The organism is Micromonospora sp. NPDC051141 (assembly GCF_044455765.1).
GTDB lineage: Bacteria > Actinomycetota > Actinomycetes > Mycobacteriales > Micromonosporaceae > Micromonospora.
Genome location: NZ_JBITFD010000005.1, coordinates 267,759 through 281,639, shown reverse-complemented (window position 1 = coordinate 281,639; position 13,881 = coordinate 267,759). Strand labels below are relative to the sequence as shown.

Genomic DNA, 13,881 nt, shown 5'->3' with positions numbered 1-13,881 from the left:
CGGTAACCCCGCTCGCACATTCACGGAAAGAGGGGTCATTACGCGCCCGATAGCCACGCTTTCCGTGAATCAGCGGGCTGGACGGGGGTGTGAGGTGTGGGTGTGGGGTGGGTGGGTTGGGCTTCGCCGCGTCGGGCGGCCGGTCGGCCGTGGCGTTGGTAGCGTCGGTCGGCGTGACGACGCCGAGTGGTGGCAGCACCGACGACGAGACCTGGCGACGCCCCGAGCAGCCAGCCGCCCCGGACGGGACACCGCCCGACGACCAGCCCGCTGACCATCCGCCAGCCGGGGTGAGCCCCGAAACGCTCTCGGAGACGGGTCCCACCGTCGACGCCGACCCGGCCGATGTCGATCGCCCCGGGAGAACGGGCGCGGACGTTCCACCCGGCACCGATGCCGAATCGCACACGGCCGAACCCCACGGGATCACACCGCAGGCCCCCGAGCCGCCCAGGGCCGGACCGCAGACCGACGAGCCGCACACCACCAGGACGCACGGGGTCGAGACCTCGGCCGGTGAGGCCGGCGTGGTCGAGGGGGCCGCCAGCCCGTGGTCGCGTACGGGTGCGGCGGAGAGTCCCTGGGCCAGGCCGGACCCGGCCGCGCCGACCGGCGGCTGGACCGCGACCGGCAGCGAGTGGCCCGGCACGCCCGGAGCCGCCATCGATCCGGCAACCGGCGGGCATGCGGGTGGGCCGGCAACCGGCGGGTATGTGGGTGGGCCGGCAACCGGCGGGTATGAGAGTGGGCCGGCAACCGGCGGGCCGTCCAACGCCGGCGGGCCGCCCAACGCCGGCGGGCCGCCCAACGCCGGCGGGCCGGCAACCACCGGGTACTCCGGGCCGCCGCCGAGCATGCCGCCGCCCCCCGGCTGGCGACCGCCGGTGCACGTACGGACGCCACCGCCCCGGCAGCTCCCGCCGCAGGACATGGCCGCCATGGACCGCTCGGAGCAGCGCGCCCAACAGCTCACCTACGGCATCGGCGCGGTCGTCGGCGTGGTGCTGGTGCTGCTGATGTGCCTGCTCTGCTCGCGGTTGCTGTTCTAGCGTCGGGGCGACCGTCGCTCACGCTGAAGCGACGGCCGGCGTGTCGGGGCCGGCGACACTGAAGTGCAGGAAGCGATATACCCCAGAGTCATAAATATGACTTTGAGGTATATCGCTTCACACTTGATAGCCCCTTCGCCGGAAGTCACGCACGGTAACTGGCGGCGGCAGGCAGCCGCAGCCGCAGCCGCAGCCGTCAGACGATGCCGTCCCACACCATCTTGGCGCCGCTGTCACCGGTGAGGTAGACGTAGACCAGCGCGAACACGGCGAGCACGGCGGCCACGGCGGTGAGCGCCAGCGGCAGCCAGCGGGGCAGGTTCCGGGTCCGGGCGAGGCCCGCGGTGGACAGCAGCAGCAGGAGCGCCGCCACGGCCAGGCCGAGCGTGAACCAGAGCAGCGTCTCGCCGTACTCGGCGTGTTCGTGGATCTTCTGAAGGCCCTCGGGTGGGTAGCCCCGCGATCGCAGCGCCTCCTCCAACTCCTCGCCCGACTCGGTCGCCACCCAGGCCACGATCGGGGTGACCACGGCCAGCGCCGCCACCGCCCAGTCCAGTCGGGGGCGCCAGCGGGGCAGTACGCCGTACGCGACGGTGAGCACGGCCAGCAGCGGCACCAGCACCACCACGGCGTGGATGACCAGAACGTGGCCCGGGAGGCCGTTGATTTCCCTGAACACCGACACCTCCGGCGAGTGGACGGATTCGCGCGGTCAGCGTACGACGCTGCGCCGCCGCACACCTGCTCACACGTACGGGTCGCCGCGCCGGTTCACGCGGCGGCGCCCCGGCCTGCCAGTCCCATCGTTCCGCCGACGACTGAGCCGGCCCGACCGAGCCGGTCCGGCCGGCGTGGCACTCTTGATCGGTGGACACCGACGACCTCGGCCTGTTCGGTCCGGGATCGGTCACGTGGAAGGTGCACGAGGAACCGATCCTGATCGTCGCCGGCCTGCGCTCGCTCTACCTGCAGGCGTTGCACCCACGCGCGATGGCGGGCGTCGCGCAGAACAGCAACTACCGCGCCGACGCGTGGGGCCGGCTGGTCCGGACCTCGACCTACGTGGCGACGACGATCTACGGCACCACCGCCGAGGCGGAGGCGGCCGGCCGTCGGCTGCGGATGCTGCACGCCCGGATGCGCGCCACCGACCCGGTCACCGGCGAGGAGTTCCGCGTCGACGAGCCGGACCTGCTGCGGTGGGTGCACGTCACCGAGGTCGAGTCGTTCGTGAGCACCGCCCGCCGGGCCGGGCTGGCGCTGACCGACGACGAGGTGGACGGCTACTACACCGAGCAACGCCGGGCCGCGGCCCTGGTGGGCCTGGACCCGGCGGGAGTGCCGGGCACCGCCGCCGAGATCGAGGCCTACTACCGGGACGTACGCCCGGAGCTGCGGATGACCCGCGAGGCGGCCGAGACCGCGCTGTTCCTGACCGCTCCGCCGATCCCCTGGAAGCTCAGCCTGCCGGCGCGGCTCGGCCTGAACCTCGGCCCGCCGCGCTGGGCGTACTTCGGGGTGGCCGGCACCGCGTTGGGTCTGCTGCCACCCTGGGCGCTGCGGCTCTACGGCGGGCTGGGCCTGCCCACCACCGCGCTGTCGGCGGAGGTGGGCGTACGGGCGCTGCGGCTGGCGCTGGCGGCGGTGCCGCGGCGCTATCGGGAGGGGCCGTTGCAGCAGGCTGCCAAGGAACGCGCCGCCCGCCTCGCGGCGGCCTGAGCCGGCGGCTGCGGCGGCCGGGAGCGCGGCGGCCGGAGCCGTCGACTGCGGCGGCCGGCAGCGGCGACAGCGCGGGTGCCGATAAGGGGCCGGCAGCGGCGACAGCGCGGGTGCCGATGAGGAGCCGGCAGCGGCGACAGCGCGGGTGCCGTTGAAGGGCTGCGCCAGCGGGTGCCGGGGTCAGCCGGCGTCGGCGGTGGGCTGCGCGGGACGGTCGACGGCGGACCACGGCTCCTTGCCGGGGACCTGCGCGCCGGTCGGGCAGGTGCGCCGGTAGTCGCACCAGCCGCAACGCGGCCCCGCCTCGGTGGGGAACGCCTCGTCGGGGTCGGCCCCGTCGGCGACCGCCCGCTCGGCGGCCATGATGTCGCGGGCGGTGTCCTCCGCGCGGGTGAGCTGCCGGTCCAGCGACTCGGGGGTGTGCTCGTGCGCGGCGACCGTGCCGGTGGGCAGGTGGTGCAGCTCGACCCGGCGGCAGGGCCGCCGGAACACCCGCTCGGCCGCGTACGCGTAGAGCGCGAGCGCCTGCGAGCCGCGCGCGTCGTCGGCGTCGAGCCCGGTGCGGCCGGTCTTGTAGTCGACGATGACCAGCTCGGGCCGCCCGTCGGGGCCGGGGCGGGAGTCGATCCGGTCGGTGCGGCCGTTGAAGGCGAGCACCGCGGTCTTCACCGCCACCACCCGCTCCACCCCGACCGGCTCGTCGGCCGGGTCGAGACCCGCCACGTAGGACTCCAGCCAGGTCAGCGCCCGCCGGAACGCGTCGCGCTCCTGCTCGTCGTCGCGGTACCCCTCGCGCACCCAGGTGCCCTTGAGTAGCGTGCCGAGCACCTCGGGGCGGCGGCGGTCGGGGGCCAACGCATACCAGTTCTTGAGCGCGGTGTGGACGCTGGCGCCGAGCGAGTTGTGCGCCCACGGCGGCCCCTTCGGCGGGGCGGGCCGGTCCACGTACGCGTAGCGGTAACGCCGGGGGCAGTCGGCGTAGGCGCCGAGCTTGCTGGGGGTGCAGACGAAGAGCCGTTCCGGCATGCCCTCGAAGCCGAGCTGCTCGGCCTGCTCGGCGCGGGGCCGGGGCGCCCGGCCGCCGGTGGGTCGGCTGCTCGAAGCGGGGCGGCCGGTCGATGATGGTCGTCGCACCCCTGCGATCCTGCCACCCAGGTCCGACACCGGACGACAGGCTCAGGCGTTGTTGACGTACTCGGTCACGAATGCGGCGATCGCGTCCGCGATGAGCTGCACCGCGATGGCGGCCAGCAGCAGGCCGGCGATCCGGGTGAGCACCTCGATGCCACCCGGGCGGAGCACCTTGACGATCCCGCCGGAGAAGCGCAGCACCACCCAGACCGCGACCATCACCGCGACGATGGCGAGCGCGATGGCGACGTAGTCGGTGACCCCGCCGGCCTGCTGCACGAACAGCATGGTGGCCACGATCGCGCCCGGCCCGGCCAGCAGCGGGGTGCCCAGCGGCACCAACGCGATGTTGGAGGTGACCTGCTGGCTCGGGTCGTCCGCCTTGCCGGTCAGCAACTCCAACGCGACGAGCACCAGCAGCAGCCCGCCGGCGGCCTGCAACGCGGGCAGGTCGACGTGCAGGTAGGCCAGGATCGTCTGCCCCGCCACCGCGAAGATCACGATGACCCCGAGCGCCAGCGCCACGGCCTGCCAGGCGGCCCGGTTCCGGTCGCGGGCGGGCAGCGGCCCGGTGAGCGCGAGGAAGATGGGCATCATTCCGGGCGGGTCGACGATCACCAGCAGGGTCACGAAGACCTCGCCGAAGAGCTTGAGATCCACGCGGACACGGTAGCCGTGCCGCCGGAACGCTTCAGCCTGAAGCGACCGGGGTCACCCCCCGGGCCAGCGCGACGATCCGCTCGTACGCCTCGGGGGCGGTGGTGTACGCGCCGAGCCGGACCGTCTTGTGCGTGCCGTGGAAGTCCGACGCGCCGGTGACCAGCAGCCCCAGCTCGGCGGCGAGCCGGCGGACGTGCTCCCGTTCGGCCGGGCTGTGGTCCTCGTGGTCGGCCTCCAGGCCGGCCAGTCCGGCCGCCGCCAATGCCGCGATCAGCTCGTCGGGCACGATCCGGCCGCGCCGGCTGGCCCTCGGGTGGGCGAAGACGGGCACCCCGCCGGCGGCCCGGACCAGCGCGACCGCCCGGAACACGTCGATGTCGTCCTTGGGCAGGCGGTACCGCTCCCCCAGCCAGTCCCTGCCGAACGCCTCGGTGGTGGTGGCGACCAGTCCGGCCCGGATCAGCGCCTGCGCGATGTGCGGCCGGCCGACCGTTCCGCCGGCCGCTCCGGCCAGGATCTCCGACCAGCTCACCGGGATGCCGTCGGCCTGGAGCAGCCGGACGATCCGCTCGCCGCGTTCCTCGCGGGCCCGCCGGACCCGGGCCAGTTCGGCGGCCAGCTCCGGTTCGGCCGGGTCGAAGAGGTACGCGAGCAGGTGCAGCGGGAGGGCCGGCTCGGTGCCGGACCAGCGGCAGGAGAGTTCCGCGCCACGGACCAGGGTGAGGCCGGGCGGCAGTGCGGCGACGGCCGACGCCCAGCCGGCCGTGGTGTCGTGGTCGGTCAGGGCCACCACGTCGAGCCCGGCGTCGGCGGCGGCCCGGACCACTTCGGCCGGGCCGAGCGTGCCGTCGCTGGCGGTGGAGTGGGTGTGCAGGTCGATGCGGGCGGGAACGCTCACCGGCCCGACGCTACGCCCCGTCGGGCAGCGCGGGGGTGTCGGCCACCACCACCGGCCGTTGCCCCGGCGCCATCCCGTCGATCGTGGACGGGGTCGGGCGTTCGCCGGCCAGCACCCGTTCCGGCCGGACCCGGACCAGCCCGCCGGCGGCGTCCACGTGCAACGCGACACCGGCCCGGGTCCAGGCCACCGGGCCGACCAGCTTCGGGCCGGCCGGGTGGGCCGCCGGCGCGGCGGCCGGGTCGGCCAGGTCGACCAGCAGGGCGGTACGCCCGGTGCCGTTCACCAGCAGCCACCGCCCGTCCGGCGAGACGGCGCCGAGCCCGTCGGCGGCCAGCTCGGCGACGCAGCCGCTCCGGGTCGGGGTGAGACCGCGCCCCGGGTCGAGCAGTGCCACGCAGGGCCGCCGCGTCGGCCCGGTGGTGACCAGGGCGACGAGCCGGCCGTCCGGACGGGTGCCGTAGACGACGCGGACGTTCGGGTTCACGGGGCCCGGCGCGCCGCCCATCGCCCGCCGCCAGACGCTCATGCCACCCTGGCCGGGCTGGGCGATCAGCACGTCGTCGCCGGTGAAGCCGACCGGCACGACACCGGTCGGCGCGCTCACCCGGCTGGGCGCGATGAGCTGGCCGGCGACCACGCTGGCGGCGACCACGTCCGGGCCGTCCCGCCAGGCCACCTGCCGGCCGTCCGCGGAGACCGCGACCGCGTCCGCGGCGGCGAGCATCACCTGCGGCGTGCCCCCGTCGGCCGCCACCCACCAGAGGGTACGGCCGGCGGCGGTGGCGGCCGAGGTGAGCAGCCAGCCCTCCCCGTCGTGGATCCGCTGCGCCCGTTCGACGCCGTCCACGCCGGTCAGCTCCCGGCGCTGGCCGCCGCTGGTGTCGAGCTGGTCACCGAGGAGCAGGTCGAGTTCGGCGCGGACCGGCCCCGGCCGGTACACCGGCGTCGGCTCGCTGGGCAGCGGGGAGAGGGAGAGCCCGGGCGGGTCGCCGAGCACCACGGTCGGCGTGCCGCCGCGCCCGCCCGGCCCGCTGAGCTGCACCATGCCGGTGGTGACCAGCACCGTCGCGACGCCGGCCAGGGCGAGGCCGGTGAGCGTCCGGCGGCGTCCGGTGCGGCGGGCCCGGCGCAGCACCTCCCCCGCCGGGTCGGCGCGGCGCGGCGCGGGCGTGTCGACCCGGCGGGAGAACGTCTCCCGCAGCGCCCGTTCCAGCTCGGCCTCCCCCACGGGGAGTGGACGCTCCGGGCTGCTGGTTCGGTTGTCACCGGAGGGCCGGACGCCGCTCATCGGGTCTCCGCCGGGATCGGGGCGGCGGGGCGGACCGGGGCCGGCCCGGTCGCCGCCGGCGGCGTGGTCGGTGCGGGCGGCGGGGCGGCGGGCTGCCGCGCGGACCCGGCCGGAAGTCGCGGCGTCGACGGCTCGACGGATGACGGCGCGGACCCGGCCGGACGACGAGCGGGTCGGGCGGCGGCCGGCGGCCGGGCCGAACCAGCCGGGAGGCGGGACGTCGGCGGCACGACGGGCTGCCGGGCCGCCGCCGCGCGCCCCACCCGCGGACCGGCCGGGGCCGGCAGGACGCGGGGTGGGGTGGCGGCCGGACCGGGTGCGGGAGCCGGCTCGCCCGGAAGGCCCAGGGCCGCCTCCGCGCCGAGGCGGCGGCGCAGCGTGTTCAACGCCCGGGAGGTCTGACTCTTGACCGTGCCCGGGGAGATCTCCAGCAGGGCGGCCGTCTGCGCCTCCGACATGTCCTCGTAGAAGCGGAGCACCAGCACGGCCCGCTGGCGGGCGGGCAACGCCTGGAGGTGCCGCCAGAGCGCGTCCCGGTCGAGCTGGTGTTCGATCTCGTCGACGCCGGCCCGCTCGGGCAGCACCTCCGTCGGCCGTTCCCCGTGCCAGCGGCGACGCCACCAACTGGTCGACGTGTTGACCAGGACCCGGCGGGCGTACGGCTCGATGGCGTCGATCCCGCCGAGCCGCTTCCAGGCCAGGTAGGTCTTGGTCAGCGCGGTCTGGAGCAGGTCCTCGGCGGTCGCCCAGTCACCGGCCAGCAGATAGGCGGTACGCAGCAGGGCGCCGGACCGGGCCGCGACGAACTCGCGGAACTCCTCCTCCAGCGGATCCCTGCTCGTCACGCCCACCTCCGCGCCCCCGTCCTGCCTGGCAGGCTCCCACGACCGAGCGGGTCGGGTCGACGGCGAAAGGTGCGCAGTCCCTGAGATGTTCGGACGAAAAGTTTCAGGCGCCGTCGTCGGCCTTGGCCTCGTCGGCCTCCTTGCCCAACCGCGCCTCGACGGCCTGCGGCTCGTACATCTCCTCCACCACGCGCAGGTAGAGTTCGTTCGGGTTGGGCAGGTTCTTGACCTCGCGGAGCGCCTGCTCCTGACCCGCCGACTCCAGCACGAACGTGCCGTAGTTGAGAGCCCGGCCGGTCGGGGTCTGTTCGTACTTCATGTCGGTGACCCGGACCAGCGGCATCATCGCGACCCGGCGGGTGATGATGCCGTTGACCACCATCACCCGCTTGTTGGTCAGGATGAAGCGGTCGTACCACCAGTCGGCGACCCGCCAGGCCACCCAGCCCATCACCGCGAACCAGAGCAGCACCGCGATGGTGGTCAGCGCGCCGACGTCCCGCCCGGCGAGGAAGCCGGAGAGGTAACCGAGCACGAACGTGGCCGCGATGCCGACGATGATCGGTGTGCTGAGGTGGATCCAGTGCCGCTTCCACTCGCCCCGGTAGCGCTCGGTGGGGAAGAGGTAGCGCGCGACCAGCGAGCTGGGCTCGTCCTCCAGGGGCAGCACCCGACGCGGAGCCATGCCCGAGGCGTCGACCCGGAGACCGGCCAACTCCTCCTCGGAGATCGGCTGCTCCGGATAGCCCTCCGGGTCACGCGCCCAGGCGCGACCGGAGCGGCCCTCACCGGCGAAACCCGGTCCGTCGCCGAACGCGGCGTCGCCCGAGAGGGAGGGGCCGGCCCCGTAGCCGGGACCGGCGCCGTAGCCGGGACCGTCGTCCGGGTCGATCCGGGGGATCGGTTCGGTGTCGTGCTCCCGGCGTGCCCGGTCGGGATCGTCCGGGTCGAAGGGGGGACCGGAAGGGCTTCCCATGGCCGGCTAGGCGACCAGGTTGGTGAAGAAATCACCGAAGCCCTGCGCGATGTCCATGATGCCGCCACCGAGAGACTTGAACACGTCGGCCGCCGAGTTGGGTCGGTAGGCGACGAAGAAGATCAAGAATGCGATGCCGGCCCAGGTGAGGACCTTCTTGACCATAGCGGGCCATCCTCTCGCGCGGAGCCGGGTCCAAGTACCGCAGCGGCACCCAGAGTATCAGCATGGTGTCGTACCGTGAATATCTGCGTCCGTTCCCCGACTCGCCGGTGCCGGCCGGTCAGGCCTGCCCGTGCAGGTACGGGGACGGTGCGCCGTACACGAGCTCGGGCGGTGTCCACTCGGTGAGGTCGCACAGGACGACTTCTTCCGCGAGGAGGTGACCCGCGCTCGCCGGCCAGGCTATCGCATGGAGCCACATTCCCCGAGCCTCACCGGCGTACGCGCTTCGATCCGTTTCGGACCGGACGAGCCACAGTGGAGTCGGATGGCCGGCCACCCGGATCTTCGCGTGCGGCACACGCTCCGGATGACCAGGGCCGGGATCGGTGAGCGCCTCCTCGACCTGGGGGCCGGGATCGGGACCGGGCAGTCCCGCGAAGCGGGAACCCAGACCCACACCGGGCTCCTCGGCGACGAAGATGAGGTCGGCCGGTCCACCGTCGAGCGGCGCCGGACCGGCGCAGGCGACCACCGTGGCCCGGATGCCGGCCCGGTCGTCGCCCGCCCAGGCCACGCCGGTCAGCGTCCAACCCGGTGGGAGCGGCCACGGGCACCAGAGCGGTACGCCGGGCCGGTCGGGCGTGTCGCCGTCGGCGGCCACCCGCTCGACCACGCTCGCCATGATCTCGGCGCCGATGTGTTCCGGCACGTGCAGGGGCGGGACCGGCCCGCAGCGCAGGCACCGGTACTCGCCGTGCATCAGGTCCGGCTCGCGTACCGGGCCCGCACATCTCGGACAACTCACCACGACAGTCACGCCTTCACCGTCCCGCCGGGGCGGCGGGCCGTCAAGCGGGGCGGGCCGACGAACGTGGGATTTTCGCCCGGCGACACACCCGCGATCCGTCAGCCGGGCGGCGGGCCGGCGTACGACCGGACCCAGGCGTGCATGGCGATGCCGCTGGCCACCCCCGCGTTGATCGAGCGGGTGGAGCCGTACTGGGCGATCGAGAACAACGCGTCGCAGGCCGTCCGGGCCACCGGTGACAGCCCCGGCCCCTCCTGGCCGAAGAGCAGCACGCAGCGGCGGGGCAGGACGGCGGTCTCCAGCGGCCGGGAGCCGGGCAGGTTGTCGATGCCGACCACCGGCAGCCGCTCGCCGGCCGCCCACGCGACGAACCCCTCGATCGTCGGGTGGTGCCGGACGTGCTGGTAGCGATCGGTCACCATGGCGCCCCGACGGTTCCACCGCCGGTGCCCGACGATGTGCACCTCGGCGGCGAGGAACGCGTTGGCGTTGCGCACGACCGTGCCGATGTTGAAGTCGTGCTGCCAGTTCTCGATCGCCACGTGGAAGTCGTGCCGCCGCCGGTCCAGGTCGGCCACCACGGCCTCGCGCCGCCAGTAGCGGTAGCGGTCCACCACGTTGCGCCGGTCGCCGGCGGCGAGCAGCTCCGGGTCGAGTCGCGGGTCGTCCGGCGGGTCACCGGTCCACGGCCCCACCCCCACGTCGAGCTGGTCGTCGGTCACGGTTGCCGAGCGTACGCACCCGGCGGCGCGCGCCGTCAGCGCAGGTCGAGCGCGCCGCCCAACCGGTCCAGGAAACGCCGGTCGGCGGGGCCGGGCGCCGTCCCGTCGGCCCGGCACACCCGGGCGGCCACCGATTCCACCCACTGTCGGTACGCGGCGGAGTCGGCCGGATCGGCCCGGCGGCGCAGCACGCGCACTGCGGCCCGGGCGGCGGCGAGCAGGTCGACCAGGTCGGTGAGGCGCTCGGCCCGGACGGCGGCCCCGTCGTGACGCGCGTAGATGGCGGTGACCACCGCGCGGATCAGATCACTGTCGAAGGCGCGGCCGGCGGCCACCGCGTCCAGGCCGGCCAGCCCGGCGGCGATCCCCCGTGGCGGGCGGCCGGGGCCGGGCGACGCGGCGGCGACGAGGACCCGGCCGGGCAGGTCGGTCAGCAGGTCCCACTCCGCAGCGGAGTAGGCGGCGGTGGTGAGCGGTGCGGCGCGGCGACCGGCAGAGGGCGGCTCTCCGGCGACGGAGTGGCTCATGGGGACCTCCAGCCAGAGCATATGCCCCGGAGGCCGGTCCGGGTCCCGTCCCGGGGGAACGGGACCGGGACCCGGTCGGCGGGGTGCCCGACCTCAGCGCGGCTCGGGGAAGCTCGGGCGCTCCGGGTCGACGCCCTCCGGCACGGCAGCGACCGCGTACTCCTGTTTCGGAACCATGACCTTGCGGCGGAAGACGCAGACCAGCGTGCCGTCCTGGTTGTAGCCGCGGGTCTCCACCGCGACCACGCCGCGGTCCGGCTTCGAGGCCGACTCGCGCTTGTCCAGCACCGTGGTCTCGCCGTAGATGGTGTCGCCGTGGAACGTCGGGGCCACGTGTCGCAGGGACTCGATCTCCAGGTTGGCGATCGCCTTGCCGCTCACGTCCGGCACGGACATGCCCAGCAGCAGCGAGTAGACGTAGTTGCCGACCACCACGTTGCGCTTGAACTGGGAGGCGGACTCGGCGTAGTGCGCGTCCAGGTGGAGCGGGTGGTGGTTCATGGTGAGCAGGCAGAAGAGGTGGTCGTCGTACTCGGTGACGGTCTTGCCCGGCCAGTGCCGGTAGACCGCGCCGACCTCGAACTCCTCGTAGTAGCGGCCGAACTGCATCCTGGTCCCTTCGACGGGCGGCGATGGAGTTCGGCACAGCATGCCTTACCGCTGGTTAAGGCAAGGGGCGGGGCGCTCGCGCGGTGGAAATGTCACACCGGGGCGCCATCCGGGGGGAGACGCAATGAGCGGCGGGGCCCTCCCCGGCACCCGCCGCCCACGCTCTGATGTGAAAGATTCTGCCGTACGGGACCAGGGTCCGACAGAGACCGGCGTCACATTTATCTTTTCGTAACAATACTCAGAGTTACTGGCCGCCTCCCCGTAAGCGATCTCCGCAGGCCGGATCGCCGCTTGTCAGCACGGAAATTACCGATTCGCAGCGGCAACACAGCGTGATCTCCCTGGAAACGCTCCCATCACGTCCCGTCACGCAAATGCGTCCTGCACTTGCAAGCCGCACGATCTTGCGAACAGATAAGGTTCGATGTGCTGGAGAACACGTCCGGAGCGGTAGGCGTTTCGTCGCGCAGGTCACGGGAATTCTCACGGACCGACCCTGGTTCCACCGGACGTACGGCAATCCGCGGTGATCGGAGAGAGCACATGGCAACGGTTGAGCTGACCACGGCCAACTTCGACGAGGTGACCAGCCGGGACGGCATCGTCCTGCTCGACTTCTGGGCGGACTGGTGCACTCCGTGCAAGCGCTTCGCCCCTGTCTACGAGCGCTCCTCGGAGAAGCACCCGGAGATCGTCTTCGGCAAGGTCGACACCGAGGCGCAGCAGGAGCTGGGGGCCAAGTTCAACATCAGCTCCATCCCGACCGTGATGGCGATCCGCGACGGTGTCATCGTGTTCGCCCAGCCGGGCGCGCTGCCCGAGTCGGCGCTGGAGAACCTCATCGAGCAGGTCGAGCAGCTGGACATGGACGACGTCCGCAAGAAGCTGGCCGAGCACAAGCACTGAGCACGGCGCGTCTTCCGCCGCCGGCCGGGCCCGTTCGCGGGACCGGCCGGCGGCGTTTCGCGTACCGGGGTGACCGGCGGGACGGGCAGTGGGAAATGGCCGACTGAGGGACAGTTCCGGACGGTTCACTCCCGTATCGTCACGACCTGATGGAGACCTTGACCGTGCGCGGGCGCGCCGTCCGGCTCGGCGTCACCCTGCTCGGGATGGCGCTGCTCCTGCTCGGCACCGTGCACGGCACGGACGACGACTTCCCGTTCGGGCCGTTCCGGATGTATTCCACCTCCGACCCGCCGGACGCGCCGGCCCCCGACACCCGGGTCGAGGGCGTCGACGAGACCGGCGCCGTGGTCCCGCTCGGCCAGGACGCCACCGGCATCCGCCGCGCCGAGATCGAGGGCCAGCAGGACCGGTACGCCGCCGATCCCAGCCTGTTGCGCACCGTCGCCGAGGCGTACGCGGAACGGCATCCCGACGCGCCGGCGCTGGTGGAGGTGCGCATCGTGGTCCGCCTGCACGACATCCGGGGCGGACGCCCGACCGGCGAGTGGACCGACCGCACGGCCGTACGCTGGGACGCCGCCGGATGACCGGCTGGCTCACCGAGGCGGTGCCGCGCGGCCGGGTCGCCGCGTTCCGCACGCTCGTCTACCTCTTCGTCGCCGCCGACCTGGTCGTCTTCACCCCCTGGGTGCGCACCCGCGTCGACGTGCCCGGCGACCTCTACCAGCCGCTGCTCGTCGGCCGGCTGCTCCCGCTGCCTACCCCCACCCCCGCCCTGGTCGGCGTGGTCTTCTGGGTGCTGCTGGTGTCCGCGCTGCTGGCCGCGACCGGTCGCGCGCCGCGGCTGCTCGGCTGGACGGTCTTCGCGCTCTACTTCGAGTGGATGATCGTGGCGATGAGCTACGGCAAGGTCGACCACGACCGGTTCGGGCTCCTGGTGGCGCTGGCCGCGCTGCCCACCGCCGGCCGGGCCCGGCACGGCGACCCGACCCGTACCGAGGCGGGCGGCTGGGCGCTGCGGGTCACCCAGATCGCGGTCATCTGCACCTACTTCCTGGCCGCCTGGGCGAAGTTCCGCTTCGGCGGCCTCGACTGGGCTACCGGCTCGGTGCTGGCCCGGGCGATCATCCGCCGCGGCACCGACCTGGCCGACCTGATCGCGCAGGTGCCGCACCTGCTGATCGTGGCCCAGTTCGGCATCCTGGCGTTCGAGCTGCTCAGCCCGCTGGTGTTCGTGCTGCCCGCGCGGTGGCGGACGGCCATGGTGGGCTTCTTCTACTCGTTCCACCTGGTGACCGTCGCGACCATCACCATCTCGTTCGCGCCGCACCTGGTGGCGATGGCCGCGTTCCTGCCGCTGGAGAAGGTCCGCCCGGTGGCGTTCGCCCGCCGCCTACGCCGTCCCACCCCACCCCCACCGTCCTCCTCACCGTCCTCCCCACCGTCCTCCCCGCCTCCCGCGGCGTCCGCACCGCCCGCCACGGTGATCAAGGAGTTTGCGTCTCCGCAGAGATCGACGCCGACGCAAACTCCTTGATCACCCCCACGGTGGGGTTGGGTGGGTGGGGG

At 73.6% G+C, this 13,881-nt stretch carries 17 protein-coding genes; 5 read left to right on the top strand and 12 right to left on the bottom strand.

Annotation, left to right across the window (positions count from 1 at the left end; all coding sequences use genetic code 11):
* The first annotated feature begins 173 nt into the window (after positions 1 to 173).
* The gene (locus tag ACIA6B_RS12495; RefSeq protein WP_396772820.1) at positions 174 to 1,049 is read left to right on the top strand and encodes a hypothetical protein; all 876 of its coding nucleotides are present in this window, start codon (positions 174 to 176) and stop codon (positions 1,047 to 1,049) included.
* Between the two features lie 196 nt (positions 1,050 to 1,245).
* Here the strand turns inward: ACIA6B_RS12495 and ACIA6B_RS12490 are convergent, their stop codons facing one another.
* Entirely contained in the window at positions 1,246 to 1,728 is a 483-nt protein-coding gene (locus ACIA6B_RS12490) for a DUF2231 domain-containing protein (protein WP_396772818.1), read from the bottom strand.
* A 188-nt stretch (positions 1,729 to 1,916) separates the two neighbouring features.
* Between ACIA6B_RS12490 and ACIA6B_RS12485 the strand changes: the two genes are divergently transcribed.
* Entirely contained in the window at positions 1,917 to 2,768 is an 852-nt protein-coding gene (locus tag ACIA6B_RS12485) for an oxygenase MpaB family protein (protein WP_396772816.1), read from the top strand.
* Between the two features lie 180 nt (positions 2,769 to 2,948).
* Here ACIA6B_RS12485 and ACIA6B_RS12480 read toward each other — a convergent pair whose 3' ends face one another.
* The 11 genes from ACIA6B_RS12480 to ACIA6B_RS12430 all read right to left on the bottom strand — a co-directional run bounded on the left by ACIA6B_RS12480 (position 2,949) and on the right by ACIA6B_RS12430 (position 11,400).
* Entirely contained in the window at positions 2,949 to 3,902 is a 954-nt protein-coding gene (locus ACIA6B_RS12480) for a RecB family exonuclease (protein ID WP_396772815.1), read from the bottom strand.
* Positions 3,903 to 3,944: 42 nt separating this feature from the next.
* Positions 3,945 to 4,559, bottom strand: a complete 615-nt coding sequence (locus ACIA6B_RS12475) for a MarC family protein (protein ID WP_281943080.1) — start codon at positions 4,557 to 4,559, stop codon at positions 3,945 to 3,947.
* Between the two features lie 31 nt (positions 4,560 to 4,590).
* Positions 4,591 to 5,457: a PHP domain-containing protein gene (locus ACIA6B_RS12470; protein WP_396772814.1), complete on the bottom strand. Its 867-nt coding sequence runs from the start codon at positions 5,455 to 5,457 to the stop codon at positions 4,591 to 4,593.
* 10 nt (positions 5,458 to 5,467) lie between these two features.
* Positions 5,468 to 6,748: a hypothetical protein gene (locus ACIA6B_RS12465; RefSeq protein ID WP_396772812.1), complete on the bottom strand. Its 1,281-nt coding sequence runs from the start codon at positions 6,746 to 6,748 to the stop codon at positions 5,468 to 5,470.
* On the bottom strand, positions 6,745 to 7,593 hold the full coding sequence (locus ACIA6B_RS12460; RefSeq protein WP_396772810.1) for a SigE family RNA polymerase sigma factor: 849 nt from the start codon (positions 7,591 to 7,593) through the stop codon (positions 6,745 to 6,747). The genes ACIA6B_RS12465 and ACIA6B_RS12460 overlap by 4 nt, the downstream gene beginning before the upstream one ends.
* Positions 7,594 to 7,696: 103 nt before the next feature.
* Positions 7,697 to 8,569 carry a PH domain-containing protein gene (locus ACIA6B_RS12455; RefSeq protein WP_396772809.1) on the bottom strand — a complete coding sequence of 291 codons (873 nt, stop codon included), beginning with the start codon at positions 8,567 to 8,569 and terminating at the stop codon, positions 7,697 to 7,699.
* 6 nt (positions 8,570 to 8,575) lie between these two features.
* Complete coding sequence (locus ACIA6B_RS12450; RefSeq protein ID WP_013283898.1) at positions 8,576 to 8,734, bottom strand: hypothetical protein; 159 nt, start codon at positions 8,732 to 8,734, stop codon at positions 8,576 to 8,578.
* Between the two features lie 118 nt (positions 8,735 to 8,852).
* Positions 8,853 to 9,551, bottom strand: a complete 699-nt coding sequence (locus ACIA6B_RS12445; protein ID WP_396772807.1) for a DUF6758 family protein — start codon at positions 9,549 to 9,551, stop codon at positions 8,853 to 8,855.
* An 89-nt stretch (positions 9,552 to 9,640) separates the two neighbouring features.
* Complete coding sequence (locus ACIA6B_RS12440) at positions 9,641 to 10,264, bottom strand: RNA methyltransferase (RefSeq protein WP_107154915.1); 624 nt, start codon at positions 10,262 to 10,264, stop codon at positions 9,641 to 9,643.
* A 35-nt stretch (positions 10,265 to 10,299) separates the two neighbouring features.
* Positions 10,300 to 10,791, bottom strand: coding sequence for a hypothetical protein (locus ACIA6B_RS12435; RefSeq protein ID WP_396772805.1), 492 nt, complete (start codon positions 10,789 to 10,791; stop codon positions 10,300 to 10,302).
* A gap of 93 nt (positions 10,792 to 10,884) precedes the next feature.
* Positions 10,885 to 11,400: a MaoC family dehydratase gene (locus ACIA6B_RS12430; protein ID WP_396772803.1), complete on the bottom strand. Its 516-nt coding sequence runs from the start codon at positions 11,398 to 11,400 to the stop codon at positions 10,885 to 10,887.
* 546 nt (positions 11,401 to 11,946) lie between these two features.
* Here ACIA6B_RS12430 and trxA point away from each other — a divergent pair.
* The 3 genes from trxA to ACIA6B_RS12415 all read left to right on the top strand — a co-directional run bounded on the left by trxA (position 11,947) and on the right by ACIA6B_RS12415 (position 13,849).
* The gene (trxA, locus tag ACIA6B_RS12425; RefSeq protein WP_281943096.1) at positions 11,947 to 12,309 is read left to right on the top strand and encodes a thioredoxin; all 363 of its coding nucleotides are present in this window, start codon (positions 11,947 to 11,949) and stop codon (positions 12,307 to 12,309) included.
* Between the two features lie 149 nt (positions 12,310 to 12,458).
* Positions 12,459 to 12,899 (top strand): hypothetical protein, encoded by a 441-nt coding sequence (locus ACIA6B_RS12420; RefSeq protein ID WP_396772801.1) that lies wholly within the window; start codon positions 12,459 to 12,461, stop codon positions 12,897 to 12,899.
* Positions 12,896 to 13,849: an MFS transporter permease gene (locus ACIA6B_RS12415; RefSeq protein ID WP_396772800.1), complete on the top strand. Its 954-nt coding sequence runs from the start codon at positions 12,896 to 12,898 to the stop codon at positions 13,847 to 13,849. Before ACIA6B_RS12420 ends, ACIA6B_RS12415 begins: the two co-directional genes overlap by 4 nt.
* Positions 13,850 to 13,881 lie beyond the last annotated feature (32 nt).

Bases quoted from the DNA above. Each gene is read 5' to 3' on its own strand.
- ACIA6B_RS12420 (WP_396772801.1), top strand. From the start codon at position 12,459: ATGGAGACCTTGACCGTGCGCGGGCGCGCCGTCCGGCTCGGCGTCACC.
- ACIA6B_RS12465 (WP_396772812.1), bottom strand. From the start codon at position 6,748: ATGAGCGGCGTCCGGCCCTCCGGTGACAACCGAACCAGCAGCCCGGAG.
- trxA (WP_281943096.1), top strand. From the start codon at position 11,947: ATGGCAACGGTTGAGCTGACCACGGCCAACTTCGACGAGGTGACCAGC.
- ACIA6B_RS12415 (WP_396772800.1), top strand. From the start codon at position 12,896: ATGACCGGCTGGCTCACCGAGGCGGTGCCGCGCGGCCGGGTCGCCGCG.
- ACIA6B_RS12435 (WP_396772805.1), bottom strand. From the start codon at position 10,791: ATGAGCCACTCCGTCGCCGGAGAGCCGCCCTCTGCCGGTCGCCGCGCC.
- ACIA6B_RS12455 (WP_396772809.1), bottom strand. From the start codon at position 8,569: ATGGGAAGCCCTTCCGGTCCCCCCTTCGACCCGGACGATCCCGACCGG.
- ACIA6B_RS12430 (WP_396772803.1), bottom strand. From the start codon at position 11,400: ATGCAGTTCGGCCGCTACTACGAGGAGTTCGAGGTCGGCGCGGTCTAC.
- ACIA6B_RS12450 (WP_013283898.1), bottom strand. From the start codon at position 8,734: ATGGTCAAGAAGGTCCTCACCTGGGCCGGCATCGCATTCTTGATCTTC.